Genomic DNA, 24,839 nt, shown 5'->3' on the forward strand with positions numbered 1-24,839 from the left:
ACGACGTTTATACTATAGACATTGAGAGCAAACATATTTTATAAACAAAGTAAAAAGGCCTTGTAATTACAAGGCCTTTTGTAAAATCCCTTTATTTTGTAGTAAATACATATTGTAATACAACCCTTGCTCACTCAGTAATTCTTGATGTGTTCCTCTTTCTACTATTTCTCCATCATGCATAACAAAAATTTGATCTGCATCTTGAATTGTAGATAATCTGTGTGCAATTGCTATAGTCGTTCTCCCTTTTCGCATTTGCTGTAATGCTGTTTGGATCGCATCTTCTGTTTCTGTATCAATATTAGCTGTTGCTTCATCTAATACTAATACTTTCGGATTCGTTGCTATCGTTCTAGCAAAAGCAATTAATTGGCGTTGACCACTAGAAAATGCAGCTCCTCTTTCTACTACTTCTGTTTCATACTGCTCTGGTAATTTTTCAATAAACGTATTCGCTTGCACAAATTGTGCCGCTTCTTTTACTTCTTCATCCGTAATTTCTTCATTGTACATACGAATATTTTGTTTTACATTTCCCGCAAATAAAAATGCATCTTGCAATACGAGTCCTATTTTCTTTCTAATTTCTCGTTCTTCAAATTTCTCTAAATCCACACCATCTATTACAATATTTCCGGACTTAATATTATAAAATCGCATTAACAAATTCATAATGGTACTTTTTCCGCTACCAGTGTGCCCAACAAAAGCAACCGTTTGCCCTTGTTTCACGTGAAAAGATACATTTTTTAAAACATCACGTTTTCCATCATACGAAAAAGTAACATTTTTAAATTCAATTTCTCCATTAACAACTTGAGGATTTCCATCCCCTTTTTGAACTGGAGCTAAATCTTTCTCATCCATTAAATGAAATACACGTGATGATGAAACAAGTGCCTGTTGGAAAAATGATAATTTCATCATCATCTCATTTACAGGCTGGAAGAAACGATGTATATAATTAACAAACGCATATAAGACACCTACTTCAACAGGACTCTTCAAAGCATCAATTCCAAATAAACCAAGTACTAACGCAATAGCCACAATATGAACTAAATCAGTTGCTGGACGTAAAAGTAACGCGTCTAATTTTAACGTCCGCCGCCCTGCACTATAATGTTTATTATTTACTTCTTCAAACTCTTTTCTCATACGCTTTTCTTGCCTGAACACTTGAACAATATTCATTCCTTGAATGGACTCATTCAACTTTGCATTTAACACGCTTAATTGATTACGTACTTCTAAATAAAAGGCTGCACTCTTCCGGCGATATAGCACCATAATTGCAAACATTATCGGAATTAATACGAGAGAAAACAGAGCTAGTTTTACATTTAATAAAAACATTGCTACTAAAATACCTATTAAAAAGACTACGTTTTTGACAAATGTGGATAATACACTGACATAAAAATCTTTAATTGCTTCCGTATCATTCGTTATGCGCGATACGAGCGTACCAATCGGCGTACGATCAAAGAAACTTAATGACAGCTTTTGAACATGATCATATACTTCAACACGCATATCTTGAACAATTTTAAAAGCAATATTTTGAAAATACAATAAGTCTAAATAAGTAAATAATACTTTTAATAAGTGAGCAATAAGATACACTACAAATAGAGTAACAAGTGCTGATTGATCAAAGTTACGTGGTACTAAATGTTCATCAAGAAATTGTTTAATTAAAAAAGGACCCATCATTTCAGTTACAGTTGCACCAACTAAAAAGATAAATGCTAAAGATAGCAACCTTTTATATGGCTTCATATAAGAAAGTAATCTACTTAAATCACTTCGCTTCTTCCCGGTCATCATACGCCTCCTTTCTCGACTAATGCTTCTAACTGCTGGCTCTCGTACATTTCTTTATACCAACCGTTTTCTTTCATTAATTGTTCATGTATACCTCGTTGCACAATTCTGCCTTCATCCACAACAAGTATAAGATTGGCATGTTGAATTGCACTTAAACGATGTGCAGTAATAATCGTTGTTTTTCCTGCTCTTTCCCTCTTTAATGCATTTAAAATCGTTTCTTCTGTTTTTGCATCTACCGCTGATAAACAATCATCTAAAATTAAAATTTCCGCATTCGTTAATAAAGCACGTGCAATAGAGATTCTCTGTTTTTGGCCTCCAGATAACGAAACGCCTCTTTCTCCTACTACCGTTTCATACCCTTCTGAAAATTGGAGGATGTCATTATGAATACAAGCAATCTCTGCAGCGCGGGTTATTTCATTATATGTAGCATCCGCCTTTCCGAAGGCAATATTCTCCCCAATACTCGCTGAAAATAAAAAATGATCTTGCGGCACGTATGAAATGGCAGAGCGGACACCGTAAAGTGTTACATCGCGAATATCCCGCTCCCCAACTTTTAATTCACCATTAAAATGATCATACTCCCGGATTAAACATTTTAATAAAGTCGTTTTCCCTGCTCCTGTACGTCCGACAACTCCTAGTGTTTCACCCTTCTTCAAATCAAAGTGAACATCTATTAGCTGTAACAGTTCATTTTTCTTATATGAAAATGAATCGACCGCAAATGTAACATCACCGCTTGCTACTTTATGTACAGCATCTTCTCTATTTACTACATCTGATGTTTGCGAGAGAATTTTTTCTACACGGTCATACGAAGCACGCCCACGCTCCATAATGTTGAACAACCATCCAAAGGCTAACATTGGCCAAACGAGTGTACCTAAATACGTTGTAAATGTAACGAGATCACCTACAGTTAATTCACCCCTCACAACTAATACTGATCCGTAACACACTGCAATTAAAAAAGAAAATCCAACGATAAGAGAGATTGTCGGATCAAACAACGAATCAATACGTGCGACTAACATATTTTTATGTACAACATCTTCTGATTTTTTTCGAAATGCTTGTAAATCTTCTTTCTCTTGTCCAAGTGATCGAATTACCTTCATCCCACTCATACTCTCTTGCACTTTATCATTGATTTCTGAAAACGATTGCTGCGCTTTATGAAACCTTTTATGTAATAACGTTCCATAATAATTTGTCGAAATCGCTACAACCGGCATTGGAATTAAACTTAACAATGTTAACTTCCAACTAATTGTAAAACCCATCGCTACGAGTACACATCCCCCAACCGCTAATGAGTCAACAAGTGTTAAAACGCCCGATCCAGCAGTTTGTTGAATCGCCTGAATATCATTAGTCGCATGCGCCATCAAATCACCCGTACGACGTGATTGATAGAAAGATGGGCTCATCTTTGTAAAATGTTCATATAAATTCTTTCGTAATTGACGGGCTAGTTTTAACGAAGATCCAAAAATCATAATACGCCATAAATAACGTAATATGTACATAGTAATCCCTACAACTACTAACAGAATAACCCACTTCAACAATTTTTCAGATGTTAATGTTCCATTATTAATTTCATCTACTACAATACCTAGTACTTTCGGAGCTACAAGTTCAAGAAGCGCGACACCAAATAACATAATAATTCCGATTATGTACGCTCGTTTTTCTTGTTTAAAAAACCACGCTAAATTAATAAATACCTTCATTTTTATCCTCCTCTCTTAAAATGAGCGATGTTTTCAGTTTACCAAAAATACTGAATTTTTAAAAGTTTTAAACTACATAACTAACAAAAAGAAAAGACACTCTTAGCGAGTGTCTTTTAGCGCTTATTTCGTTTGTTGCTTATTCATCGCGCTCATCATTTGATTGATTTTCTTTTGGGAAGGTTTTTGTCCCATTTGCATCATCATCATTTTTAACATTTGTTCATTAATTGGTGGATTTTTTTCTAAGTAGTTCATCATGTATTTGCGGGCAATGAAAAATCCTAACGCCACGCCTGCTACTAGTGCTACTACGCCCACTAGAATACCTAACCAAATCGGCATATATTTTCCTCCTTCATGTTGTCTACCTTACAGTGTACTAAAACCTTTTCAATAAGACAAGATACAATTCGACATTTTTTACACATATGTTCGTACTTGTTTTAGAGGGTTCAGCCATCCGTACTTTGTATTTTCATAATCCATAGCTAAAAATGTTAATTCACACTTTCTCAACACCTCAAAGAAAGTCGTTTCCATAGAAACATTTCCAGAGGTATTCATGCGAATATAGTTCGGTTTCACCATTATTTCGCCGTATTCCGCTCCTGTATAAAGTGTATGTGTATGGTGTGTTCGATCATATTTACCAAGAACCCGCAAAGCTTGTTCTAATTTATGATGAATTTTCATTACTTGTAATGGCCTCGTTATATACATCATTTGTTTATATAACACTTTTTTCTCCGAAAGGGAAACAGATTCTGAAAATCGAGAAAATAAATCAAAAAACAAATATTCACGACCAAAGTAAGCTTTCGCAATATCCTCTTGAATTAAATACAATTCATACGTTTTCATCTTTTGCCTCCCAATCTGGACAACCTTTTCCCTTCATTATATAGAAGAAACTTTGCAATGATTGTCTGACTGCGGAGAGATAAAAAACTTTTTCTGTCGAAAAAACTCATTTACATAGAAAAACCTCTCCATGCCGGAGAGATTTTTCTAAAATCATTAAAGCATTTCTTTTACTTTACGAACAACGTTCTCTACAGTAAATCCATACTCTTCCATAATCTTCTCACCAGGAGCAGAAGCACCGAATGTATCGATACCTAACACATCTCCGTCAAGACCTACGTAACGGTGCCATCCGAATGTAGCACCCATTTCGATTGCGAAACGTTTTGTTACTGCTTTTGGTAATACAGATTCTTTGTACTCAGCAGTTTGAGCTTCAAAGCGATCCATAGATGGCATGCTGACAACAGCTGCGTCAACGCCGTCTACTGCTAGAACTTTTTGTGCTTCAATAGCTAGACTTACTTCAGATCCAGTTGCAAGTAGGATTACATCAGCCGTTTCTTTCTTGCTTGCAGAAACTACATATGCACCTTTTGCTACTTTTTCATACGTATCGTCTTTTGCACCTTCTAATGTTGGAAGGTCTTGACGAGTTAATACTAAAGCAGTTGGTTTGTTTGTAGATTCTAGAGCTAGTCTCCAAGCTGCAACAGATTCGTTACCATCAGCTGGACGAATAACAGATACATTTGGCATTGCACGAAGCGCTGCTAACTGCTCGACTGGTTCATGTGTTGGACCGTCTTCACCAACAGCGATACTATCGTGTGTGAATACATACGTTACTGGCAATTGCATTAATGCTGCAAGACGAATTGCTGGACGTAAGTAATCAGAGAATACGAAGAACGTACCACCGTAAGTTTTTAAACCGCCATGTAGTGCAATACCGTTCATTGCTGCACCCATTGCAAACTCACGTACACCGTACCAAATGTTTTTACCGCTGTAATCATCTCTTGTAAAGTCTTTTTCGTTATTCATGTATGTTTTGTTAGAACCAGCAAGGTCAGCAGATCCACCGAAGAATGATGGTACAGACTCTGCAATTGCATTAATTACGGCACCTGAAGAATTACGAGTTGCTGCTTTTGATCCTAATTCATAAGTTGGTAAGTTTTGCTCCCAACCTTCTGGAAGAAGACCATTCATTGCCGCTTGCAATTCATTTGCTAATTCTGGGTATGCTTGTGCATATTCACCTAGCATCGTGTTCCACGCTGCTTGCGCAGTTTCACCAACATCTTGTACCGTTTTACGGAAGTTGTCATATACTTCTTCTGCTACATGGAAGTCTTGCTCAGCAGTCCAAGCATATGCTTCTTTCGTTAATTTTGTTTCGTCTACACCAAGTGGAGAACCATGTGAAGCTGATTTTCCTGATTTGTTTGGAGAACCGAAACCAATTGTCGTTCTTACTTCAATTAGCGTTGGGCGTTTTTCGTCAGCTTTCGCTTCTTCGATTGCTTTCGCGATAGCTTCAATATCGTTTCCATCCTCAACACGGATTACTTGCCATCCGTATGCTTTGTAACGATCTTCTACACTTTCAGAGAATGAACGATTTAAATCGCCATCTAATGAAATATCGTTTGAATCATAAAGCACAACTAGACGACCTAATTGTAAATGAGCAGCTAATGAAGATGCTTCAGCAGAAACGCCTTCCATTAAATCTCCATCACCACAAATAGCGTATGTATGATGATCTACTACATTATACGCATCACGGTTATATTTAGCCGCTAAATGTCTTTCAGCCATTGCCATACCTACAGCAGTTGCAATACCTTGTCCTAGTGGACCAGTAGTTGCGTCTACACCTGCTGTATGACCGTACTCAGGATGTCCTGGAGTTTTGCTTCCCCATTGACGGAAGTTCTTTAAGTCATCCATTGTTAGATCATAACCAGATAGGTGAAGTAGGCTGTATAGTAACATTGAACCATGACCTGCAGATAATACGAAACGATCACGGTTAAACCACGTTGGGTTATTTGGATTGTGTTTCATAAATTGAGTCCATAATGTATAAGCCATTGGTGCTGCACCCATTGGCATTCCTGGGTGACCAGAGTTTGCTTTTTCAATCGCATCGATGGATAATGTGCGAATCGTGTTGATAGAAAGTTGTTCGATTGAATGTGACATGCTATTCTTCCCTTCGCTTATATTAGTAAACGTTTTATACATTTATATGATAGCTTCCCACGCAAGATTATACAACATGTATCGACAAATATGTTGATATTTTTTTGGTTTTTCATAAAAAAATCAATGATTTCGGGAATGTATGGGTATTCAATATGACATACTTTTTCATTATTTTTATTTTAAAAAGAAAGGGAATTATCTGTATATTTATTCATCATTTTCAAATTCCATAATGCAAAATATATCCTTCCCCATTTTTCACTCTGCAAAGCAAACGAATAAAAGAATTTAAATCTTGGCATAATTCATCTCGATCAAATACGTACCTTTCATATTCTCCATCAGTATTATTATCATTTTCCCATTGAAACTGCCCTGTCAGTTCGATTGTTTCTGGCGCTAGAGAAAACATATTAACTAGCAAACAAAATAACTGTTCTGCTATCACTGCTCCTTGTTGCTCAATTTTTGTAATACCATAATAATGAATTCCAAACCCTTCTGCTCTTTTCGCTGGATAATAGACTGGAATCCAATGGATGAAATCTAGTAGATATACGATTAGCTCATCACTTAATACAACACACTCATCTATCGTTGCCTCTTCTTTGTATAAAAAACAAAGTTCAATCCAATCTATACCTTTAAAATCCAATCCTTTTTTTCATTTGAAACAAATACAAACTCATGTTGTAAAGCCAAAATATCCCCCCTGTTATCCCATAATGTCCACATTCATTATTCTTATTATATAAAAAAGCACCTTTTGTAGGTGCTTCTAAAATAACTTATACGATTTTCTTCCTTATCGAACTTGAAATAAAGTCAATGATAATGACCATTAAAATGATGCCTAATAAAATAATCCCCACACGAGACCAATTGCGTGAACTCAGTGCAAAAATTAGAGGCGTGCCAATCCCACCTGCTCCAATAACACCTAAAATGGCAGCGGATCGTACATTAATTTCGAACCTGTATAACGTATACGATAGAAAATCCGGTAATACTTGTGGTAATACTGCATACCAAAGTATTTGGAAGCGATTCGCACCTGTAGCTATTAACGCTTCCGTCGGTCCTTTATCTATATTTTCAATTCCTTCTGAATATAATTTCCCTAACATTCCGATAGAGTGTAATCCTAAAGCTAGAACTCCGGCAAAAGAGCCTGGTCCAACAGCTTTTATAAATAAAAGTGCCATAACTAATTCCGGAAATGTACGAACAAAACTAAGTACAAATTTCCCAGTTCCTGAAGTTAATTTTCCACTGCTCATATTCGTTGCCGCCCAAAAAGCGAATGGAACAGATAAAAAGGCAGAAATAAATGTACCTAATATCGCAATTGCCAACGTATCAATCAAACCATGTAATAAATCTTCACCATCTGGCAAAGATACATACGACCAATCTGGATTCAATACACCTGTCATAATTGCTTTCGTAATTTCTCCTGCCGTATCCTTTATTCCCTCTAGCGGGACTCCTGAAAAAGCCCATACATAAACAAATGCAAGTGCTATAAAAATAAACCAGCGATACACACTCGGTTTCTTCGGTTTTGGTACAATTATTGTCGTTTTACTCATTATAATTTCTCCCGCAACAATGTACTTACATAATCAATTAACAATACAACAACAAGGGTATAAATAATAATAGATGCAGTTTGTTGATATTGTAAAAATCCAAGTGTACGGTCATAATACAACCCAATACCACCCGCTCCTACTAAACCTAAAACAGCTGCTGCACGTACGTTCACCTCAAATGTATAAAGAACATAGGAGACAAAATGTGCTTTCACTTGCGGAATTACCCCATACACAATCCATTGCACTTTATTTGCTCCTACCGCTGTCATCGCCTCTAATGGACCTGGATCAATCGATTCCATTGACTCATACAACAATTTCGCCACGAGCCCAATTGAGAAAAAAGTAAGAGCCAAAATACCTGGAAGTGGTCCTATTCCAAAAATAGCTACGAAAATTGCCGCTAATAATAAATCTGGTATCGTTCGGATAAAATTTAAAATCAATCGAGCTGGGCCGTACAAAAATGCACTAGTAAACACATTACTTGCCGCAAATAGCGCCAGTGGAATAGCTAAAATCGCTCCTAAAGTCGTCCCAATAATCGCCATACGTATTGTATCTAACATCGCTGTTGTAATAACTTGAAAATAACTCCAATCTGGTGGCACCATCTCTTTTAATAAATCCATCATATTAGGAAAACCAACTACTAGTTTTGAAAATGATGCGTCGACCTGTACACTACTTCCCCACAACAGTAAAATAACTAGAATAACCGTTAACATATGTTTCAACTTACTCGGCGGCTTCGGTATCGATTTCGAATATATCGTCACATCATTCATTTAACTGCCACCTCTAATAATTCACTTTTCTGCGCTACGTCTCCATAAATTTCAGCAAATTTTTCATCCGTTGCCTCTTCTACTGAACCATCAAAAACAATTTCGCCTGCATGTAATCCAATAATGCGTGTCGCATATTGCCTAGCTAAATCAATAGAATGTAAGTTTACAATTGTTGTAATCCCAAAATCTTCATTAATTTTTTTCAAATCATCTAATACTTGCTTCGTTGTTAGCGGGTCTAACGACGCAACAGGTTCATCTGCCAATATGATTTTTGCTTCTTGCGCCAACGCTCTAGCAATCGATACACGTTGCTGTTGTCCTCCTGATAATTCATCCGCTCGCGCATATGCTTTTTCTAAAATATTCACCCTTTTTAACGATTGAAAGGCAAGCTCCAAATCTTCTTTTGGAAATAGACCTAACGTTGTACGAAAAGTCGAATGGTATCCAACACGCCCAGCTAATACATTCTTCAATACCGTTGATCGCTTTACAAGGTTAAAACTTTGAAAAATCATACCAATATCCCGGCGCATGCGTCGTAATTCTTTTCCTTTCGCAGCAGTAATAGACTCACCTTCAATCAAGATTTCTCCTTCTGTAATCTCATGAAGACGATTTACTGCTCTAAGAAGTGTAGACTTTCCAGCCCCCGACAGCCCTACCATTACAACAAACTCACCTTTTTGAATGTTCAAGTTTATATTATTCAATCCTTTTGTACCATTCGGATACATTTTGGAAACATTTCGAAATTCTATCACACATTTTACCTACCTTCTATGTATTCAAAACGGCAAACTAACTGGAAATATACACCTTCCAGTTAGCCGCCATTTCCATATGTATTATTGCGTTTTTACTTTCTTTCCATATTCACGAACGATATCAAATTTACTATCATCAGATTTAACATATCCTTCATGTGAATATACTTCTTTAATGATTTTGTGACCTTCCTCATTCTTTCCTATTTCAATGAAAGCGTCCTGTAATTTTTTACTCCACTCTGCATCTAAATCAGAACGTACCGAAATCGTATCGTTCGGAATTTTTTCCGTAAATTTCACTATTTTCGTTTGATCGAATATATTCGGATAATCTTTTTTTACAATATTACGAGCATCTTGGAATACAACAGATGCATCTACATCACCATTTAAAAGAGCAATAAGCGACTGATCGTGACCTTTTAATGTAACAGGTTTCACATCCTTTAGCGGATCAATTCCCTCTTTTAACAATACAGCCGCAGGCCATACATACCCCGCTGATGACGTTACATCTTGATAACCAATTTTTTTACCTTTTAAATCTTTTACACTGTTAATATTTGAATCTTTCTTAACTACAAACTCAGATTTATAAAAGTCTACTAAATCCTTTGTAGGAGCTCCGGTTTCATCATCTACTCCAAAACGTTGTGCTTGTAAAATTACGTTTGCAGCCTTTTTCTCATGCGCTAGCACATACGCTGTTGGAGGTAAAAACCCTACATCTACTTGCTTAGACGCCATCGCTTCTACAATTGTATTGTAATTCGTTGAAATACTAACTTTTACCGGAATATTTAATTTATCACTTAATAGCTTTTCCAATGGTTTTGCCTTTGCCTCTAACGTATCTGCATTTTGAGAAGGAACAAATTGAACATTTAAAGTCTTCGGTACATAACCTTTTTTCGTATCTTCAGTTTTACTTGCACTTGATTCTTTCGTTCCACAACCACTTAATAATCCCGCCGCTAGTACAACTGTCGTACTCATTGCAAAAACTTTTTTCAACATATTAATGCCTCCAATTTTGTTGTTATAAAATTGTCTTCCGTAAACATGAAGAAATATATCACACATTTTCACGGATAATTGCTTATTTACAGAATCTTTACACATTCTATACATTCTCATTAAAATTCTCTTCATATATTTGATATGCTTAATTAGTAGATAACAATAGAAAAGGTGAATGATATTGAATCCAAATCAAATTGTAACTTTAAACATTTTATTAACAAGTGATATACATGGCACTGTTTATCCAATTCACTACCAAGATAACTCCCAAGCTGAAATTGGTTTAGCCAAAATTTCTACTCTTATAAAAAAAGAACGTTCCCAAAATAGAAACGTTCTTTTAATTGATAACGGTGACTTCATACAAGGAACACCCTTTACTTATCATTACGCTACATATGAAGAAGATAAGAAAAATCCAATGTCTTTATTAGCGAACTATTTACGTTATGATGCTGCAGTTATTGGGAATCATGAATTTAATTATGGAATGGACATATTAAATAATGCTATTTCCGCTGCAAACTTCCCGTATCTATCAGCAAATATTTTAGATAAAAACAGAAAAGAACCTTATTTCGGAAAACCATATATAATAAAACATATTGAATCAAATATAAAAATTGCTATTTTAGGGATAACAACGCATTACATTCCCAATTGGGAACAACCCCATCACATTCAAGATTTACAATTTGAAGATGCATTAGAAACAACAAAAAGGTGGGTTTCTTACATTCGCGAACACGAGAAACCAGATTTATTGGTCGTAGCCTATCATGGGGGATTTGAACGCGATTTACAAACTGGGGTACCGACTGAAGTTTTAACAGGTGAAAACCAAGGATATGCAATGTGCCATGAAATTGAAGGCATAGACATTTTACTAACAGGCCACCAACACCGGGAAATCGCTCACACCGTAATGAATGGTGTAACAATTTTACAGACTGGATGCAATGGACACTCCGTTGGAAAAGTAACAGTAACATTCGAAAAAACAGAAAAAAAATGGGTGAAAAAAGAGAGTTACTCACAATTATTTCCCGTACAAGGAATTGAGGCTGACCAACATATTCTTTCCTTGGTTGCCGATTATGAAGAAAAAACACAAAATTGGCTCGATCAACCTATTGGAGTAATCTATGGGGACATGCAAATTTCGGATGCTATGCAAACTCGTTTGCAAGACCATCCTTTTATTGAATTCATAAATAAAATACAGATGGATATAGCTAATGTTTCCATTTCTTGTACAAGCTTATTCCATAATACATCTCCAGGTTTCCCTAATCGCGTAACAATGCGTGACATCGTTTCTAATTATATTTATCCAAATACATTAAAAGTAATTAGAATAACTGGAGCGGATATAAAAGATGCCCTTGAACTCTCTGCTTCTTATTTCATATTAAAAGCAGATGGAACTATCATCGTAAACCCTACCTACATAGAACCAAAGCCGCAACACTATAATTACGATATGTGGGAAGGAATTTCGTACGTATTAAACATTTCCAAACCAATTGGCGAGAGAGTAGAATCCTTACAGTATAAAGGCGCTCCACTTCATATGAATGAAGAATACGACGTCGTTATGAATAATTATCGTGCAAGCGGCGGAGGGAACTTCTTTATGTTTCAAAATAAGCCCGTAATAAAAGACATACCAACAGATATGTCTGAACTTATCGCTAACTATATATTGAAGCACAAAAAGATAGAAGCAACAGTCAATAACAACTGGAAAGTTATTAAATAACGGATATAATAAATAAAAAAGATGGGCTTCGCCCATCTTTTAGTTTAATTTTGCATTATCTTGCTTTTTTAAAGCTTTTAATTTCGCCGGTGTAACATCAGTACCTTCTTCGTTAACAACTTTAATTCCTTTAAGTTCGTTTAACATATTTTGACGAAATCCTTTTAAATATTGTTCACGTAGCGATTGGCGCTCACGTTGTTCTTCTTCAGTTAAACCTTCAGCTTTTGCTTTTTTCGCTAAGAAGTTAATGCGTTCAATGAGTTCGTGACTTTGCATCTCGAATCCCCCTTTTACTCAAAACTGATTATTATCATACAATAGTTAGTCCTCTTTATCAAGCAATTGCTTTGTATATTCTACATATCTTCGATGTACAGTTGCTTTTGAAACATCATGACCAAAACCACGAAGTGTTGCTGCAATTTCTTCAAAAGTTAATTCATTCCGGCGTAAACGTACAATTTCCTCAATTGGCACTTCTTTTTTCTCACGTCCTATACTTAAATGACGATTTTTCAAATTATTCTCTGGACGAAATCCTTTCTCTACCGCTCTTTGCATGCCACGTTTAATTTTTAAATTGTGGATCTTTCTTTGATACTCTTCAACAATCCCAATTATATCTAGCACCATCGAATCAGAGTCAGAGAGTTCTAATTCTCCATTATGCGTATGCGTATATACTTTTATTCCCTCTTTATGTAAACAGTGCATTAATGCAATCTTTGCATTCCCTCTACCAAGACGCGTTTCATCTTGTATGAGAAGTACATCAACTTGTTCATCGCGAATTGTATCTAGCACTTCTAATATGCCATCACGTTCAATTGTATAACCACTAGCCTGCTCCTCAATCACCTTTACAACATTCATTTGATAGCGCTCAGCTAAATGCAATAATTCATCTTTTTGACGCAATAATGATGTTTCCTGTTCTTCTTTTGTTGTGCTCACACGTGCATAAATAATTGCATTCATTTTGAACCCTTCTTTCTCACTATATTTTCCTTATAGTGTATCATAAATTCGTCTTTCGTTCGAACTTATGTTTGTAGAATGTTTTTTCGCATGTTATACTTATTAATAAGAAAAATGAAAGAAAACGAGGTGTTAGAAAACATGGAAAAGTTAACGAAACGCCAGCAAGACATTCTCGACTTTATTAAGCTAAAAGTACAAGAAAAAGGATACCCACCTTCCGTACGTGAAATCGGTCAAGCAGTCGGCCTCGCTTCTAGTTCTACAGTACACGGACATTTATCACGACTAGAAGAAAAAGGATATATTCGACGCGATCCAACAAAACCACGAGCAATTGAAATTTTAGGTGACAACCGAATGGATACAGAGACACAATCTGTTATTCAAGTTCCAATTGTCGGAAAAGTTACTGCTGGATTACCGATTACAGCAGTTGAAAGTGTAGAAGATCACTTCCCACTTCCAGCTAGCATTGTTGCTGGAGCAGACCAAGTATTTATGTTACGTATTTCCGGAGATAGTATGATTGAAGCTGGTATTTTCGATGGGGATTTAGTTGTTGTTCGCCAACAACAGTCTGCATACAACGGTGAAATTGTAGTCGCTTTAACAGAAGATAACGAAGCAACTGTTAAACGTTTCTATAAAGAAAAAGACCATTTCCGTCTACAACCGGAAAACTCTTCATTAGAACCTATCATTTTAAAACAAGTGTCAGTTATTGGAAAAGTAATTGGCGTATATCGTGATTTACATTAAGAATAATAAAAGAAGATAATTACCTTATTTATATACGGTAATTATCTTCTTTTTTTGTATTTTGATAGATTTTCATACATTTTATTTCTTATGAACGAGTTTCAATCGTCACATCGCCAGCAGCTGTTTTACCGCTAATCTTTTTACTACCATTGCCAATTGTTATATTTTTATTTTCTTCATTAAAAATCATCACGTCGCCAGCAGCGCTTTGCCCAGTTATAACTGCATCTTGTGGTTTCTCTAATAAAGTAATATCTACATCCCCAGCAGTTGAACTTGCCTCTACATCATACTTCGGATCATGATCCACAACATATACATCCCCGCTAGCCGTTTTCGCTGTTACTTTCCCTATTACCTTTTTTAAATTCACCTCACCAGCTTTTGTAGATCCCTCCACACTCTGAGCTGTGACATGCTTCAAATCTACCTCTCCAGCGAGTGTTCCAACACTTACGTGATCACTTTTCACATCACTCATTTCGATTTGTCCAGCAGATGAATTTACTTTTATATCTTGGTAAAGACGTTCAGGCACAAGTATAGTCAATGTAGACGTTTGAATTTTGAAATTGTAAAAGGAAAAATCAAATGAAGCACCTTTTTCTCTTTCACCAATAATTTTTAATGTGTCACCATCTTCGGTAATAAGTACCTCTTGTTTATGTACATCTCCTGATTGCTTTACATAAAAAGAAGAGTCCGGAGATTTTTGGACAACAATATCCCCAGCATCTAACTTAACTTCTATATTTTTTAGTGTTTCGTTTTTAATTACGTCTTCTTTATTTCCTTCTTCTGCAGTTTGCACTGCTTTTTCATATGTTTGTGAAATCCCTATTACTCCAATAATGATACAAGCGATAGCTACTAACAATATTTTCTTCATCATCTACTCCCCTTTTATCATTTTGAAGTTCCATATTACATAACGTACGCATAACTTTTTAAACCACTTCGTACTATAATAAGCGATAATGCATAACAACAAACCTACTCCAACAAACGTTATACTAACGAATACATCCAACCATATAAAAGTACCCATAAATACTTTTGCAATAACAAAAAATGGTGTCACTACACTAGCAATCCCACCGACCCAAAAAGAAAATATAAAAGCGATAATTGCAACTAACGGGCCTAACACAATAATGAAATTAAACAAACTAAGTCCAATCGCAGCCATGACAGCCCTTGTTATATTCGAAGTAGATGGGTCCTTTTTCATTTCATCAAAGCGATACAAAGCAAGTAAGTCTTTCGCAATTACTTTCGGAGAACCAAGGCCTTTTATTATTTCCGATTCAGTTTTCCCCTCTTCTTTCCCAAACTGAAAATGCTCTTCATAATCAAATAAAATATCTTTCCTCTCTTCTTCCGGTAACTTTCTAAGATGACTTGATAATTCTTTCAGAAACTGCTCTTTACTCATCCCATTCCACCCCTTCAATAATTTCTTGTACGCCTTTTGCAAAATCACGCCACTCTGCTACTAACAAATTCAGTTGCGTTTCCCCTTGCTCAGTTAGTTGATAATATTTACGAGGCGGCCCCTCCGTAGATTCTTTCAAATACGTTTGAAAATACCCTTCTTTCGTTAAACGACGTAATAAAGGATACACTGACCCTTCCGATATTAAAAATTTATTTGAGATTTGCTGAACAAGTTCATAGCCGTAACAGTCCTTACGTTTCACAAGTGCTAAAACACACAGTTCTAACACACCTTTTTTAAACTGAACGTTCAAGGTCAATCCCCCTTTCTCATTTCAGTACTATTCAATACACGGTACCCATTATATCCATAATATACCACTTAGTATTGTTTATTGCAAGGTACTGTATTTTTCAATACTTAATTTTCGAATTAAATACATCCACACCATATTTCAACTTCCACATTTTCATTCATAACTAGCACGCATTTTAAATAATCCACATGACTTTTTCCGGGCATTTTGCGGGCACCCATCCAATTCATTTCACAAGCCTTTATATTTGCCCACAAATAAAAAAAGCCCTGATACCGTAGTATCAAGGCTTTTCTCTCTTAGTATAGAGACATATATTGATCGCGTTCCCATTGGTGAACTTGCGTTCTAAAGATGTCCCACTCAATCTCTTTCGCTTCGATGAAGTGCTCAAGTAAATGGTCACCTAGTGCACCACACACTACTTCATTCGATTGCAATGTAATTAATGCTTGCGCTAATGTTGCTGGTAAGTCAACGATGCCTGCTTCTTCGCGCTCTTCTTTTGTCATCACATAGATGTTACGGTCTACTGCAGCTGGTGGAGTTAATTTGTTTTTAATTCCATCAAGACCTGCTGCTAATAACGTAGCCATTACTAAATATGGGTTTGCAGCCGGGTCAACACTACGTACTTCTACGCGTGTACTAATTCCACGAGATGCAGGGATACGTACTAACGGACTACGATTTTGTGCAGACCATGCTACGTAACAAGGAGCTTCGTATCCAGGTACTAAACGCTTGTAAGAGTTTACAGTTGGGTTTGCTACCGCTGTAAATGCTGGTGCATGTTTTAAAATACCTGCGATGAAGTGACGAGCATCATCACTTAATTGTAAGTCACCGTTTTGATCAAAGAATACGTTCTCACCATTTTTGAATAGTGATAAGTTACAGTGCATACCTGAACCGTTCACACCATATAATGGTTTTGGCATAAATGTTGCGTGTAAACCGTGTTTACGAGCAATTGTTTTTACAACAAGTTTGAATGTTTGAATGTCATCACATGAACGAATTGCATTTGCATATTTAAAGTCAATTTCGTGTTGCCCTGGAGCAACCTCATGGTGAGACGCTTCAATTTCAAAGCCCATTTCTTCAAGTTCAAGAACGATATCACGACGACAGTTTTCCCCTAGATCCATCGGCGCAAGGTCGAAGTATCCACCGTTATCGTTTAATTCTAATGTTGGATTTCCTTTTTCATCTACTTTAAATAGGAAGAATTCTGGCTCTGGTCCAAGATTGAAATCTGAGAATCCTAATGCTTCCATTTCTTTTAATACACGCTTTAAGTTGTTACGTGGATCGCCATCAAATGGAGTGCCATCTGCATTGTAAATATCACAAATTAATCGAGCTACTTTGCCTTTTTCAGCTGTCCAAGGGAAAATTACCCAAGTATCTAAATCCGGGAATAAGTACATATCAGATTCTTCAATACGTACGAAACCTTCAATAGAAGATCCATCAAACATCATTTTGTTATCAAGAGCTTTTGTTAATTGGCTCACTGGAATTTCTACGTTTTTAATTACTCCTAAAAGGTCCGTAAATTGTAAGCGGATATACTTTACATTCTCTTCTTTCGCCAAACGGAAAATATCTTCTCTTGTGTACCTAGCCATTATAAATTCCTCCTTAGTCCCTCTAAACACCTTCAGAATCAGTTATCTTTAGTGAAAAAACCTTGAAATGTCACCTTGTCGCAATGAAGTCCGATTGAATCTACCTGTATGTTGTAGTTCATCTCGAAGTATTTTACGAAGCTCAGTTTTTGAAATTTCTTTCGTTTCTTCTTTTACTTTCACTGTTTCTGTTTGATTTACTTTCATTAGTAACACTTGTTTAATACCAGCCATATTCAAGCCTTGATCTAATAAATCTTTAATCTCTAACAACTTATCTACATCGTTAAATGAAAACAATCTACGATTCCCCTTTGTACGGGTTGGAGAAACAAGATTATGCTCTTCATAGTAGCGAATTTGACGTGCAGATAATTGTGTTAAATCCATAACAATACCAATAGGAAACAGCGGGGCAGAACGTCTATCTTCTTTCATTGTTTCAGTTCCTCCTTCGCCTTAACTGCTTCTCATTTTATACCATGTTACGTTTAGTGTCAATAGATGTTAGCTTTTCTTACATGATTTTTTATAAATTTTTTCATTCTTTTTTCTAATGAAATAAATTATTACTTTCACACGAAAAAAGCTGTCGAAATCGACAGCTTCCCCTTAAGAAATTGTTAATAATTCTTTTTCAATTAACGCATCAATTGCAGAACAAATCGCAATCTTTACATGTGAATAAGTTAACCCACCTTGCACGTAAGCAACATAAGGCGGACGAATTGGACCATCAGCTGACAATTCAATACTTGCACCTTGAATAAACGTTCCTGCAGCCATAATTACATCATCTTCATAACCCGGCATATAGTTGGCATATGGAGTGAAGTGAGAATTAATCGGAGATGCATATTGAATTGCTTGGCAGAATGCAATCATACGATCTTTATCATCAAATTGAACAGACTGAATTAAATCTGTTCTTGGTGCATTCCATGCTGGTGATGTATTCATTCCTAACTTCTCTAAAAATGCAGCTGTAAAAATCGCACCTTTTAGCGCTTGTCCCGCTACATGCGGTGCTAAGAAGAAACCTTGATACATTTCTTGCAGACTGTATAAAGATGCCCCTGCTTCCGCACCGATACCCGGAGATGTTAAACGATATGCACACGCTTCAACATACTGTTCTTTACCAACAATGTAACCACCAGTTTTAACAATTCCACCACCAGGGTTTTTAATAAGCGAACCTGCCATTAAATCTGCACCAACATGACATGGCTCTTGCTCTTCAATAAACTCACCATAACAGTTATCTACAAACACAACAACATCAGGTTTAATTTCTTTAACGAATGCTATCATCTCTTTAATTTGAGAAATAGTAAACGATGGACGTGTAGCATAACCTTTTGAGCGCTGAATCCCGATCATCTTCGTATTACTATGAATTGCAGTCGCAACAGCTCCAAAATCAACAAGCCCCTCTTCAGTAAGCGGAACTGCATTATAACCAATATTATATTCTTTAAATGAACCTACACCTTTTCCGCGTACACCAACGATTTCTTCTAACGTATCATACGGTTTGCCAGTGATGTACAATAACTCATCTCCCGGACGTAAAACACCGAATAGCGCTGTAGAAATAGCATGAGTACCTGAAATAATTTGCGGACGAACAAGACCAGCTTCCGCTCCAAATACATCCGCATACACTTTTTCTAACGTATCACGGCCAATATCATCATAACCGTAACCTGTCGTCGGAATAAAATGCGAATCACTAATTTTATGTTTACGAAAACTTTCTAACACACGAAACTGATTGCTTTCAATTACTTCATCCGCGCGTTTATGTACTTCTGTAATCTGGCTCTCTACTTCTTTTACGATTGGAGCAATTTTTTCTCCATTTTTCAAACGATCAAACATTTTTATTTTCTCCTTCTTCCACTAAAAATCTCTGTAATTGCACATTAAGCGATGAATGAGCAAAAATATACCCTCCGCAATCATATACAAATTTATCTTCTAGAAACTCCATCTTTGTTAATAGCGTATCCGTCTTTAATAGCGTTAACAACTTACCTTCACTCGGTGGAATTTCCACTTGATAACGATCCATTTCTTCCTTCATTTTCGTTTCTATCGCTTCTTTTATATGTAATAAATCACTTTGTTCAAAGGCACTAGTCATTAAGAAGTCACTTTTCGGAAACGGAATAAAGTTTTGATGTAATTCATCTTTTTTATTATATAACGTAATAATAGGAATATGATTAATTTCAAGTTCTGACAATAATTGCTTTACTGTTTTCTCATGCCCTACATAATTAGGATCTGCTGAATCAACTACATGTAAAATAACATCCGCTTCACCAGCTTCTTCTAATGTCGAACGAAAAGCAGCAATTAATGACGTAGGTAAATCTTGTATAAAACCAACCGTATCAGTTAGTAATACTGTATAACCTGAAGGTAACGGCATCTTCCTTGTCGTCGGGTCTAGCGTTGCAAACAACAAGTTTTCTTCAAACGTATCTGCTTCCGTCAATCTATTAAACAGTGTAGATTTTCCCGCATTCGTATACCCTATTAATGAAACTTGAAATACTTTATTATCTTTTCTTCTCTCACGATATCTTTTTCGATGCTCCACAACAACCGCAAGTTGTTTCTTTATTTCATCAACGCGTGATCGAATATGACGACGATCCGTCTCAAGTTTCGTCTCACCCGGCCCTCTCGTTCCAATACCACCACCAAGACGTGATAAAGACAATCCTTGCCCCATAAGACGTGGCATTGTATATTGCAACTGAGCTAATTCTACTTGAAGCTTACCTTCCCTCGACTTCGCACGTTGCGCAAAAATATCTAATATTAGTTGCGTTCGATCAATTACCCTCGCATCTAATACTGAGGATAAATTCCGAATTTGACTCGGCGTTAATTCGTTATTAAATACGATAACATCCGGTTCTAATTCTTCCGTTAACATTGTAAGCTCTTCTAATTTACCTTTACCTATATAAGTCGCCGGATGAAACTTCGGTCGTTTTTGCGTTGTAGACACTAATAATTCTGCTCGTGCAGTCTTCGCTAGCGATGCAAGCTCTTTCATGGAATGCATAAACTTTTCATCATCATCTTGTGGCAATTGACAGCCTACTAATATGACTTTTTCTTTTTCTTCCATCAAATATGTTCACTCATCCTTTTCGAAATTTAAACCTTCTAATATAATAGCAGAGGAAGCACATTTCATCTAGTTAGCGGGGGAGAAAATTCATGGCATGGGAGATTTTTAGCATCATAGGCACAATCGCTTTCGCACTAAGCGGAGCCATTGTTGCAATGGAAGAGGATTATGATATTTTCGGGGTGTATATTTTAGGAATGGCAACCGCATTTGGGGGAGGTGCCCTTCGTAATTTATTAATCGGTTATCCGATTGTCGCGTTTTGGCAACAAGACATGTTATTCCAAATCGCACTACTATCAATGACGATTATTTTTCTTTTTCCTAATAAATTAATTAGACACTGGAAAAAGTGGGAAAATATCACTGATGCTATCGGCTTATCAGCATTCGCCGTACAAGGAGCATTATATGCTCAAAAATTAAATTTACCAATTAGCGCTACAATCGTAGCAGCTGTTTTAACTGGCATTGGCGGCGGTATTATCCGCGATCTTTTAGCCCGCAGAAAACCTCTCGTTCTTAGAGCTGAAGTATATGCTTTTTGGACGATTTTAGCAGGTTTCTTAATCGGCGCTCAAATTATTGTTAGCGATTGGGCTCTATACACCTTATTCATTTTAATTGTTTGCTTCCGCATGGTTTCTATTCATTACAAATGGCATTTACCGCATAGACGTATCGATACAAAAGAACGTTCAATGCATAAATAGCAATCTAACCTCTTTACATATAGTAAAGAGGTTTTTCTTCTCTAATGAGTTTTTCTTTACATAATGTTTATACTAATCCTCAAAGCGAGGTGAATACAAATGACAAACCATGTTAATAAAGGCGCTCAAAAAAGCTCAGTAGGTCAAATTGGACACGATCCTAATTCTGCACACGAAAAAAGTGCTAAAATGGAACACTTCCATAAATCTTATCAAGAAAAAGCAAAAAAAGAGTAAAGCACTTATACAAAAAACAGACGCACAGTTTACGTACTGTGCGTCTCCTCTTCAAGCATCAAATCACAACTTGATATCCCAATTAAATCATATTTATCATACGTATCCTCTTGCAACAACCGCATAGCCTGTGTACGAATCGATTTTTCAACAATATTCCGTACATATCGTCCATTACTAAATGATGTAATTTGCGACGAGTACTTTACAGCATGTAAATGATCTCTAAATTTCCATTCAGCCTCTTTCGATAACTGGTATTCACGCTCTTCATACATCCTCTTTCCAATTTCCAACAGTTGATTTACTGAGTAATCTGAAAATTCAATTATAAATGGAAAACGTGATTGCAGTCCTGGATTTAATGAAAGAAAATGATTCATCTCTCTTGAATATCCAGCTAAAATCAATACAAAACCGTGTTGTTTATCTTCCATATGTTTTACAAGCGTATCAATTGCTTCTTTCCCAAAATCTTTTTCTCCCCCTCGGGCTAATGAATACGCCTCATCTATAAACAAAATACCTCCCATTGCCTTTTTTATTAAATCTCTTGTTTTTTGAGCTGTATGTCCGATGTACTCTCCTACAAGATCTGCACGTTCAGCTTCAACTAAGTGCCCTTTTGATAAAATATTCATCTCAAACAACAATTTCCCTATCATTCTAGCAACAGTTGTCTTCCCTGTACCCGGATTCCCTTTAAACAACATATGGAGTACTTGCTTCTCAGACTTCAACCCTATTTCTTGTCTTTTTTTATTCACATAAATCCAAGCATATATTTCTTTTATTATCTTTTTTATATCATCCATCCCAACAAGCTTTCCCATCTCTTCTTCAATTCTTTGCAGCATCTCATGTTTCGTAGTAGTTTCATTTGAAATTATTGTTTTATTTTCTGCGGCCGGTAAAGAAATTTTCTTTCGATGATTTAACACAATATTAATTTGATTATTATTTTTCTTTCGCATCGATTGTTCCATACAATCACCTCATTTTATCCACTCACCAAATATTATTATTCCTGTCTCCCTTGCAAATGACTATTTTCAGAAAAGTTTGCTATAATATAAGAAATAATGAAGGTGGTGGGACTATGGAGACAACGGAATTCCATGATACAATACAAGCCTTTTCTATTTTTTTATTGAATAAAGGCCGAAAACCTTCAACCATTAAACGTTATGTTTATGACATTGAAGATTTCGGACATTGGTTAGAAAAAAACAAAAAGCTCCCTTCCAGTAATATATGGGCTACACTTTGTACAAAAGACTATGAAGATTATTTTTTCGACTTAAAAAAGAATCGACATTACTCAGAGAAAACGATGCACCGTGTATTTATTGTATTAAATAGAATGTATCATTTTCTAAACATCCCTAACCCATTAAAGAACATGGAGATTTCTATTCAACCAGACCGCACACTTCGTAACGAAGATTTCATTTCATCTGATGAAGAAAAAAGATTAAAACATATAATCACTTCATTAGAAGGACTTTCAGAAAAACAACGTCCTGTGCGCCCATTATTAATGGATCGTAATGTTGCTATTTTAAACTTATTAATCGACTATGGATTATCCTTACAGGAACTTACAGCGTTAACTATGCATCACGTTCACTTTGAAACTAACACATTTTCTATCCCAGCAACCGCAGGGGTAGAAAGAACAATTACATTAACTAACGAAGACAAAAAACAACTATATACTTATTACAAAAGCATCCCTGAACCCGTTCGTCCAAAATACCATAGTCATGACCCATTATTTATCGCATTTGATTTTAATCGTGGAACATACAGATGGGTATACGAAAATGATGCACCGAAGGGATTAACAGAAATCGCTATCCAAAAAATGATTCGCCTTGAAGTATCTAGAGCTAATTTACGTAAAGGAATCTCAGGACAACACTTTCGTAACACCTATATTTTAAACTTAATAAAAAAAGAAACTCCGGAGTCAGAAATTATAAAACTAGCTGGATTCAAATCAAAAGTTTCACTAAAACGATATTATCAATACGCAGAAAATAGAAAAAACGCCTTATCATAAGGCGTTTTTTCTATTTTTTCTTTAAACAAACGATTTTACTATGACCATTTAACTAATTTTTGCATCTACTATGATGAGTTTCGTTCATATCCTCATGAGAAAGGAGAGATTTAATGTCTCATTATAACGACAGTCAGAACAAATTCTCCAAACCATGCTTTCCAAGTAGCGCCGGACGAATCCAAAATACCCCATCAATCCCAGTTACTAAGGCACAACTTAGAACATTCCGTGCAATCATTATTGATTTAACAAAAATAATCCCAAAACTTTTCGCAAATCCATCTCCTCAAAATATTGAAGAGCTAATCGATACATTGAACCTACTAAGTAAATTTATTTGTTCACTAGACGCTACTTCCTCCCTGAAAGCACAAGGGCTAGCTATTATTAAAAACTTAATAACTATATTAAAAAATCCAACCTTCGTAGCAAGCGCTGTATTTATCGAGCTTCAAAATCTAATTAATTATTTACTTTACATTACAAAACTATTCCGAATCGACCCTTGCACACTTCAAGAGCTTCTTAAATTAATAGCAGCATTACAAACCGCTCTAGTTAATTCTGCTTCATTCATTAAAGGACCTACTGGACCTACTGGGCCAGCAGGTGCTACCGGTGCCACTGGCCCTCGAGGTAACACGGGTGCTACTGGTGCTACTGGTCCTCAAGGTAACACAGGCGCTACCGGTGCCACTGGTCCTCGAGGTAACACGGGCGCTACCGGTGCCACTGGTCCTCAAGGTAACACAGGCGCTACCGGTGCCACTGGTCCTCGAGGTAACACGGGCGCTACCGGTGCCACTGGTCCTCAAGGTAACACAGGCGCTACCGGTGCCACTGGTCCTCGAGGTAACACGGGCGCTACCGGTGCCACTGGTCCTCAAGGTAACACAGGCGCTACCGGTGCCACTGGTCCTCGAGGTAACACGGGCGCTACCGGTGCCACTGGTCCTCAAGGTAACACAGGCGCTACCGGTG

25 protein-coding genes and 1 pseudogene are annotated in these 24,839 nt (G+C 36.4%); 6 read left to right on the forward strand and 20 right to left on the reverse strand.

What is annotated here, in order from left to right:
• Nucleotides 1-66 precede the first annotated feature (66 nt).
• From MKO96_RS16785 to MKO96_RS16830, 10 genes and pseudogenes are all read right to left on the reverse strand, one after another.
• Complete coding sequence (locus tag MKO96_RS16785) at nt 67-1,830, reverse strand: ABC transporter ATP-binding protein (RefSeq protein ID WP_048562542.1); 1,764 nt, start codon at nt 1,828-1,830, stop codon at nt 67-69.
• Nucleotides 1,830-3,581, reverse strand: a complete 1,752-nt coding sequence (locus tag MKO96_RS16790) for an ABC transporter ATP-binding protein (protein WP_240588139.1) — start codon at nt 3,579-3,581, stop codon at nt 1,830-1,832. The genes MKO96_RS16785 and MKO96_RS16790 overlap by 1 nt, the downstream gene beginning before the upstream one ends.
• Nucleotides 3,582-3,704: 123 nt before the next feature.
• Nucleotides 3,705-3,926: a YneF family protein gene (locus tag MKO96_RS16795; protein ID WP_001123315.1), complete on the reverse strand. Its 222-nt coding sequence runs from the start codon at nt 3,924-3,926 to the stop codon at nt 3,705-3,707.
• A gap of 78 nt (nt 3,927-4,004) precedes the next feature.
• Nucleotides 4,005-4,445, reverse strand: coding sequence for a sporulation inhibitor of replication protein SirA (gene sirA / locus MKO96_RS16800; protein WP_240588140.1), 441 nt, complete (start codon nt 4,443-4,445; stop codon nt 4,005-4,007).
• A 156-nt stretch (nt 4,446-4,601) separates the two neighbouring features.
• Nucleotides 4,602-6,602, reverse strand: a complete 2,001-nt coding sequence (tkt, locus tag MKO96_RS16805) for a transketolase (protein ID WP_048562539.1) — start codon at nt 6,600-6,602, stop codon at nt 4,602-4,604.
• A gap of 223 nt (nt 6,603-6,825) precedes the next feature.
• Nucleotides 6,826-7,307, reverse strand: a pseudogene (locus MKO96_RS16810) (coproporphyrinogen III oxidase).
• 86 nt (nt 7,308-7,393) lie between these two features.
• Complete coding sequence (gene phnE, locus MKO96_RS16815) at nt 7,394-8,197, reverse strand: phosphonate ABC transporter, permease protein PhnE (protein WP_070169033.1); 804 nt, start codon at nt 8,195-8,197, stop codon at nt 7,394-7,396.
• Nucleotides 8,197-8,991 carry a phosphonate ABC transporter, permease protein PhnE gene (phnE, locus tag MKO96_RS16820; protein ID WP_240588142.1) on the reverse strand — a complete coding sequence of 265 codons (795 nt, stop codon included), beginning with the start codon at nt 8,989-8,991 and terminating at the stop codon, nt 8,197-8,199. Before phnE (MKO96_RS16820) ends, phnE (MKO96_RS16815) begins: the two co-directional genes overlap by 1 nt.
• Nucleotides 8,988-9,761 carry a phosphonate ABC transporter ATP-binding protein gene (gene phnC / locus MKO96_RS16825; RefSeq protein ID WP_087981578.1) on the reverse strand — a complete coding sequence of 258 codons (774 nt, stop codon included), beginning with the start codon at nt 9,759-9,761 and terminating at the stop codon, nt 8,988-8,990. Before phnC ends, phnE (MKO96_RS16820) begins: the two co-directional genes overlap by 4 nt.
• A gap of 84 nt (nt 9,762-9,845) precedes the next feature.
• Nucleotides 9,846-10,784 (reverse strand): phosphate/phosphite/phosphonate ABC transporter substrate-binding protein, encoded by a 939-nt coding sequence (locus tag MKO96_RS16830; RefSeq protein WP_000915072.1) that lies wholly within the window; start codon nt 10,782-10,784, stop codon nt 9,846-9,848.
• A gap of 184 nt (nt 10,785-10,968) precedes the next feature.
• On the opposite strand from MKO96_RS16830, the gene MKO96_RS16835 reads away from it, so the two are divergent.
• Complete coding sequence (locus MKO96_RS16835) at nt 10,969-12,552, forward strand: bifunctional metallophosphatase/5'-nucleotidase (RefSeq protein ID WP_240588143.1); 1,584 nt, start codon at nt 10,969-10,971, stop codon at nt 12,550-12,552.
• A 39-nt stretch (nt 12,553-12,591) separates the two neighbouring features.
• Here the strand turns inward: MKO96_RS16835 and MKO96_RS16840 are convergent, their stop codons facing one another.
• Nucleotides 12,592-12,831 carry a DUF896 domain-containing protein gene (locus MKO96_RS16840; RefSeq protein WP_001190582.1) on the reverse strand — a complete coding sequence of 80 codons (240 nt, stop codon included), beginning with the start codon at nt 12,829-12,831 and terminating at the stop codon, nt 12,592-12,594.
• Nucleotides 12,832-12,876: 45 nt separating this feature from the next.
• Nucleotides 12,877-13,533, reverse strand: coding sequence for a YneB family resolvase-like protein (locus MKO96_RS16845; RefSeq protein ID WP_046956545.1), 657 nt, complete (start codon nt 13,531-13,533; stop codon nt 12,877-12,879).
• A 141-nt stretch (nt 13,534-13,674) separates the two neighbouring features.
• Between MKO96_RS16845 and lexA the strand changes: the two genes are divergently transcribed.
• Entirely contained in the window at nt 13,675-14,295 is a 621-nt protein-coding gene (lexA, locus tag MKO96_RS16850) for a transcriptional repressor LexA (RefSeq protein ID WP_000413737.1), read from the forward strand.
• An 88-nt stretch (nt 14,296-14,383) separates the two neighbouring features.
• On the opposite strand, the gene MKO96_RS16855 is transcribed toward lexA, so the two are convergent.
• The 7 genes from MKO96_RS16855 to hflX all read right to left on the reverse strand — a co-directional run bounded on the left by MKO96_RS16855 (nt 14,384) and on the right by hflX (nt 20,837).
• A complete protein-coding gene (locus MKO96_RS16855) occupies nt 14,384-15,190 on the reverse strand; it encodes a DUF4097 family beta strand repeat-containing protein (protein ID WP_240588144.1) in 807 nt (268 codons plus the stop codon).
• Nucleotides 15,191-15,733, reverse strand: coding sequence for a DUF1700 domain-containing protein (locus MKO96_RS16860; RefSeq protein WP_087981581.1), 543 nt, complete (start codon nt 15,731-15,733; stop codon nt 15,191-15,193).
• The gene (locus MKO96_RS16865) at nt 15,726-16,049 is read right to left on the reverse strand and encodes a PadR family transcriptional regulator (protein ID WP_001102619.1); all 324 of its coding nucleotides are present in this window, start codon (nt 16,047-16,049) and stop codon (nt 15,726-15,728) included. Before MKO96_RS16865 ends, MKO96_RS16860 begins: the two co-directional genes overlap by 8 nt.
• Nucleotides 16,050-16,351: 302 nt before the next feature.
• Nucleotides 16,352-17,686 carry a type I glutamate--ammonia ligase gene (glnA, locus tag MKO96_RS16870; protein ID WP_000135336.1) on the reverse strand — a complete coding sequence of 445 codons (1,335 nt, stop codon included), beginning with the start codon at nt 17,684-17,686 and terminating at the stop codon, nt 16,352-16,354.
• A 48-nt stretch (nt 17,687-17,734) separates the two neighbouring features.
• Nucleotides 17,735-18,124 carry a transcriptional repressor GlnR gene (gene glnR / locus MKO96_RS16875; protein WP_000656785.1) on the reverse strand — a complete coding sequence of 130 codons (390 nt, stop codon included), beginning with the start codon at nt 18,122-18,124 and terminating at the stop codon, nt 17,735-17,737.
• 174 nt (nt 18,125-18,298) lie between these two features.
• Nucleotides 18,299-19,570, reverse strand: a complete 1,272-nt coding sequence (locus MKO96_RS16880; RefSeq protein WP_000460307.1) for a methionine gamma-lyase family protein — start codon at nt 19,568-19,570, stop codon at nt 18,299-18,301.
• Entirely contained in the window at nt 19,563-20,837 is a 1,275-nt protein-coding gene (gene hflX, locus MKO96_RS16885; RefSeq protein ID WP_240588145.1) for a GTPase HflX, read from the reverse strand. Before hflX ends, MKO96_RS16880 begins: the two co-directional genes overlap by 8 nt.
• A gap of 92 nt (nt 20,838-20,929) precedes the next feature.
• On the opposite strand from hflX, the gene MKO96_RS16890 reads away from it, so the two are divergent.
• Together MKO96_RS16890 and MKO96_RS16895 are read left to right on the forward strand one after the other, a co-directional pair.
• Entirely contained in the window at nt 20,930-21,553 is a 624-nt protein-coding gene (locus MKO96_RS16890) for a trimeric intracellular cation channel family protein (protein WP_000312270.1), read from the forward strand.
• 99 nt (nt 21,554-21,652) lie between these two features.
• Nucleotides 21,653-21,790, forward strand: coding sequence for a hypothetical protein (locus MKO96_RS16895; RefSeq protein WP_165775587.1), 138 nt, complete (start codon nt 21,653-21,655; stop codon nt 21,788-21,790).
• 29 nt (nt 21,791-21,819) lie between these two features.
• On the opposite strand, the gene spoVK is transcribed toward MKO96_RS16895, so the two are convergent.
• Nucleotides 21,820-22,776 carry a stage V sporulation protein K gene (spoVK, locus tag MKO96_RS16900; RefSeq protein ID WP_240588146.1) on the reverse strand — a complete coding sequence of 319 codons (957 nt, stop codon included), beginning with the start codon at nt 22,774-22,776 and terminating at the stop codon, nt 21,820-21,822.
• 113 nt (nt 22,777-22,889) lie between these two features.
• Here spoVK and MKO96_RS16905 point away from each other — a divergent pair, with 113 nt between their 5' ends.
• Together MKO96_RS16905 and MKO96_RS16910 are read left to right on the forward strand one after the other, a co-directional pair.
• The gene (locus MKO96_RS16905) at nt 22,890-23,855 is read left to right on the forward strand and encodes a tyrosine-type recombinase/integrase (protein WP_240588147.1); all 966 of its coding nucleotides are present in this window, start codon (nt 22,890-22,892) and stop codon (nt 23,853-23,855) included.
• A 113-nt stretch (nt 23,856-23,968) separates the two neighbouring features.
• Nucleotides 23,969-24,839 (forward strand): collagen-like repeat preface domain-containing protein (locus tag MKO96_RS16910; RefSeq protein WP_240588148.1); only part of this gene is annotated, 871 nt, incomplete at its 3' end.

Source organism: Bacillus sp. ES1-5, from assembly GCF_022487605.1.
GTDB classification, from domain to species: domain Bacteria; phylum Bacillota; class Bacilli; order Bacillales; family Bacillaceae_G; genus Bacillus_A; species Bacillus_A wiedmannii.

What these genes read in the sequence shown, in the direction of transcription:
- MKO96_RS16785 (WP_048562542.1), bottom strand. Translation starts at nt 1,830, where the DNA reads ATGACCGGGAAGAAGCGAAGTGATTTAAGTAGATTACTTTCTTATATG.
- MKO96_RS16790 (WP_240588139.1), bottom strand. Translation starts at nt 3,581, where the DNA reads ATGAAGGTATTTATTAATTTAGCGTGGTTTTTTAAACAAGAAAAACGA.
- MKO96_RS16795 (WP_001123315.1), bottom strand. Translation starts at nt 3,926, where the DNA reads ATGCCGATTTGGTTAGGTATTCTAGTGGGCGTAGTAGCACTAGTAGCA.
- sirA (WP_240588140.1), bottom strand. Translation starts at nt 4,445, where the DNA reads ATGAAAACGTATGAATTGTATTTAATTCAAGAGGATATTGCGAAAGCT.
- tkt (WP_048562539.1), bottom strand. Translation starts at nt 6,602, where the DNA reads ATGTCACATTCAATCGAACAACTTTCTATCAACACGATTCGCACATTA.
- phnE (WP_070169033.1), bottom strand. Translation starts at nt 8,197, where the DNA reads ATGAGTAAAACGACAATAATTGTACCAAAACCGAAGAAACCGAGTGTG.
- phnE (WP_240588142.1), bottom strand. Translation starts at nt 8,991, where the DNA reads ATGAATGATGTGACGATATATTCGAAATCGATACCGAAGCCGCCGAGT.
- MKO96_RS16830 (WP_000915072.1), bottom strand. Translation starts at nt 10,784, where the DNA reads ATGTTGAAAAAAGTTTTTGCAATGAGTACGACAGTTGTACTAGCGGCG.
- MKO96_RS16840 (WP_001190582.1), bottom strand. Translation starts at nt 12,831, where the DNA reads ATGCAAAGTCACGAACTCATTGAACGCATTAACTTCTTAGCGAAAAAA.
- MKO96_RS16845 (WP_046956545.1), bottom strand. Translation starts at nt 13,533, where the DNA reads ATGAATGCAATTATTTATGCACGTGTGAGCACAACAAAAGAAGAACAG.
- lexA (WP_000413737.1), top strand. Translation starts at nt 13,675, where the DNA reads ATGGAAAAGTTAACGAAACGCCAGCAAGACATTCTCGACTTTATTAAG.
- MKO96_RS16855 (WP_240588144.1), bottom strand. Translation starts at nt 15,190, where the DNA reads ATGATGAAGAAAATATTGTTAGTAGCTATCGCTTGTATCATTATTGGA.
- MKO96_RS16860 (WP_087981581.1), bottom strand. Translation starts at nt 15,733, where the DNA reads ATGAGTAAAGAGCAGTTTCTGAAAGAATTATCAAGTCATCTTAGAAAG.
- glnA (WP_000135336.1), bottom strand. Translation starts at nt 17,686, where the DNA reads ATGGCTAGGTACACAAGAGAAGATATTTTCCGTTTGGCGAAAGAAGAG.
- glnR (WP_000656785.1), bottom strand. Translation starts at nt 18,124, where the DNA reads ATGAAAGAAGATAGACGTTCTGCCCCGCTGTTTCCTATTGGTATTGTT.
- MKO96_RS16880 (WP_000460307.1), bottom strand. Translation starts at nt 19,570, where the DNA reads ATGTTTGATCGTTTGAAAAATGGAGAAAAAATTGCTCCAATCGTAAAA.
- hflX (WP_240588145.1), bottom strand. Translation starts at nt 20,837, where the DNA reads ATGGAAGAAAAAGAAAAAGTCATATTAGTAGGCTGTCAATTGCCACAA.
- MKO96_RS16890 (WP_000312270.1), top strand. Translation starts at nt 20,930, where the DNA reads ATGGCATGGGAGATTTTTAGCATCATAGGCACAATCGCTTTCGCACTA.
- MKO96_RS16895 (WP_165775587.1), top strand. Translation starts at nt 21,653, where the DNA reads ATGACAAACCATGTTAATAAAGGCGCTCAAAAAAGCTCAGTAGGTCAA.
- spoVK (WP_240588146.1), bottom strand. Translation starts at nt 22,776, where the DNA reads ATGGAACAATCGATGCGAAAGAAAAATAATAATCAAATTAATATTGTG.
- MKO96_RS16905 (WP_240588147.1), top strand. Translation starts at nt 22,890, where the DNA reads ATGGAGACAACGGAATTCCATGATACAATACAAGCCTTTTCTATTTTT.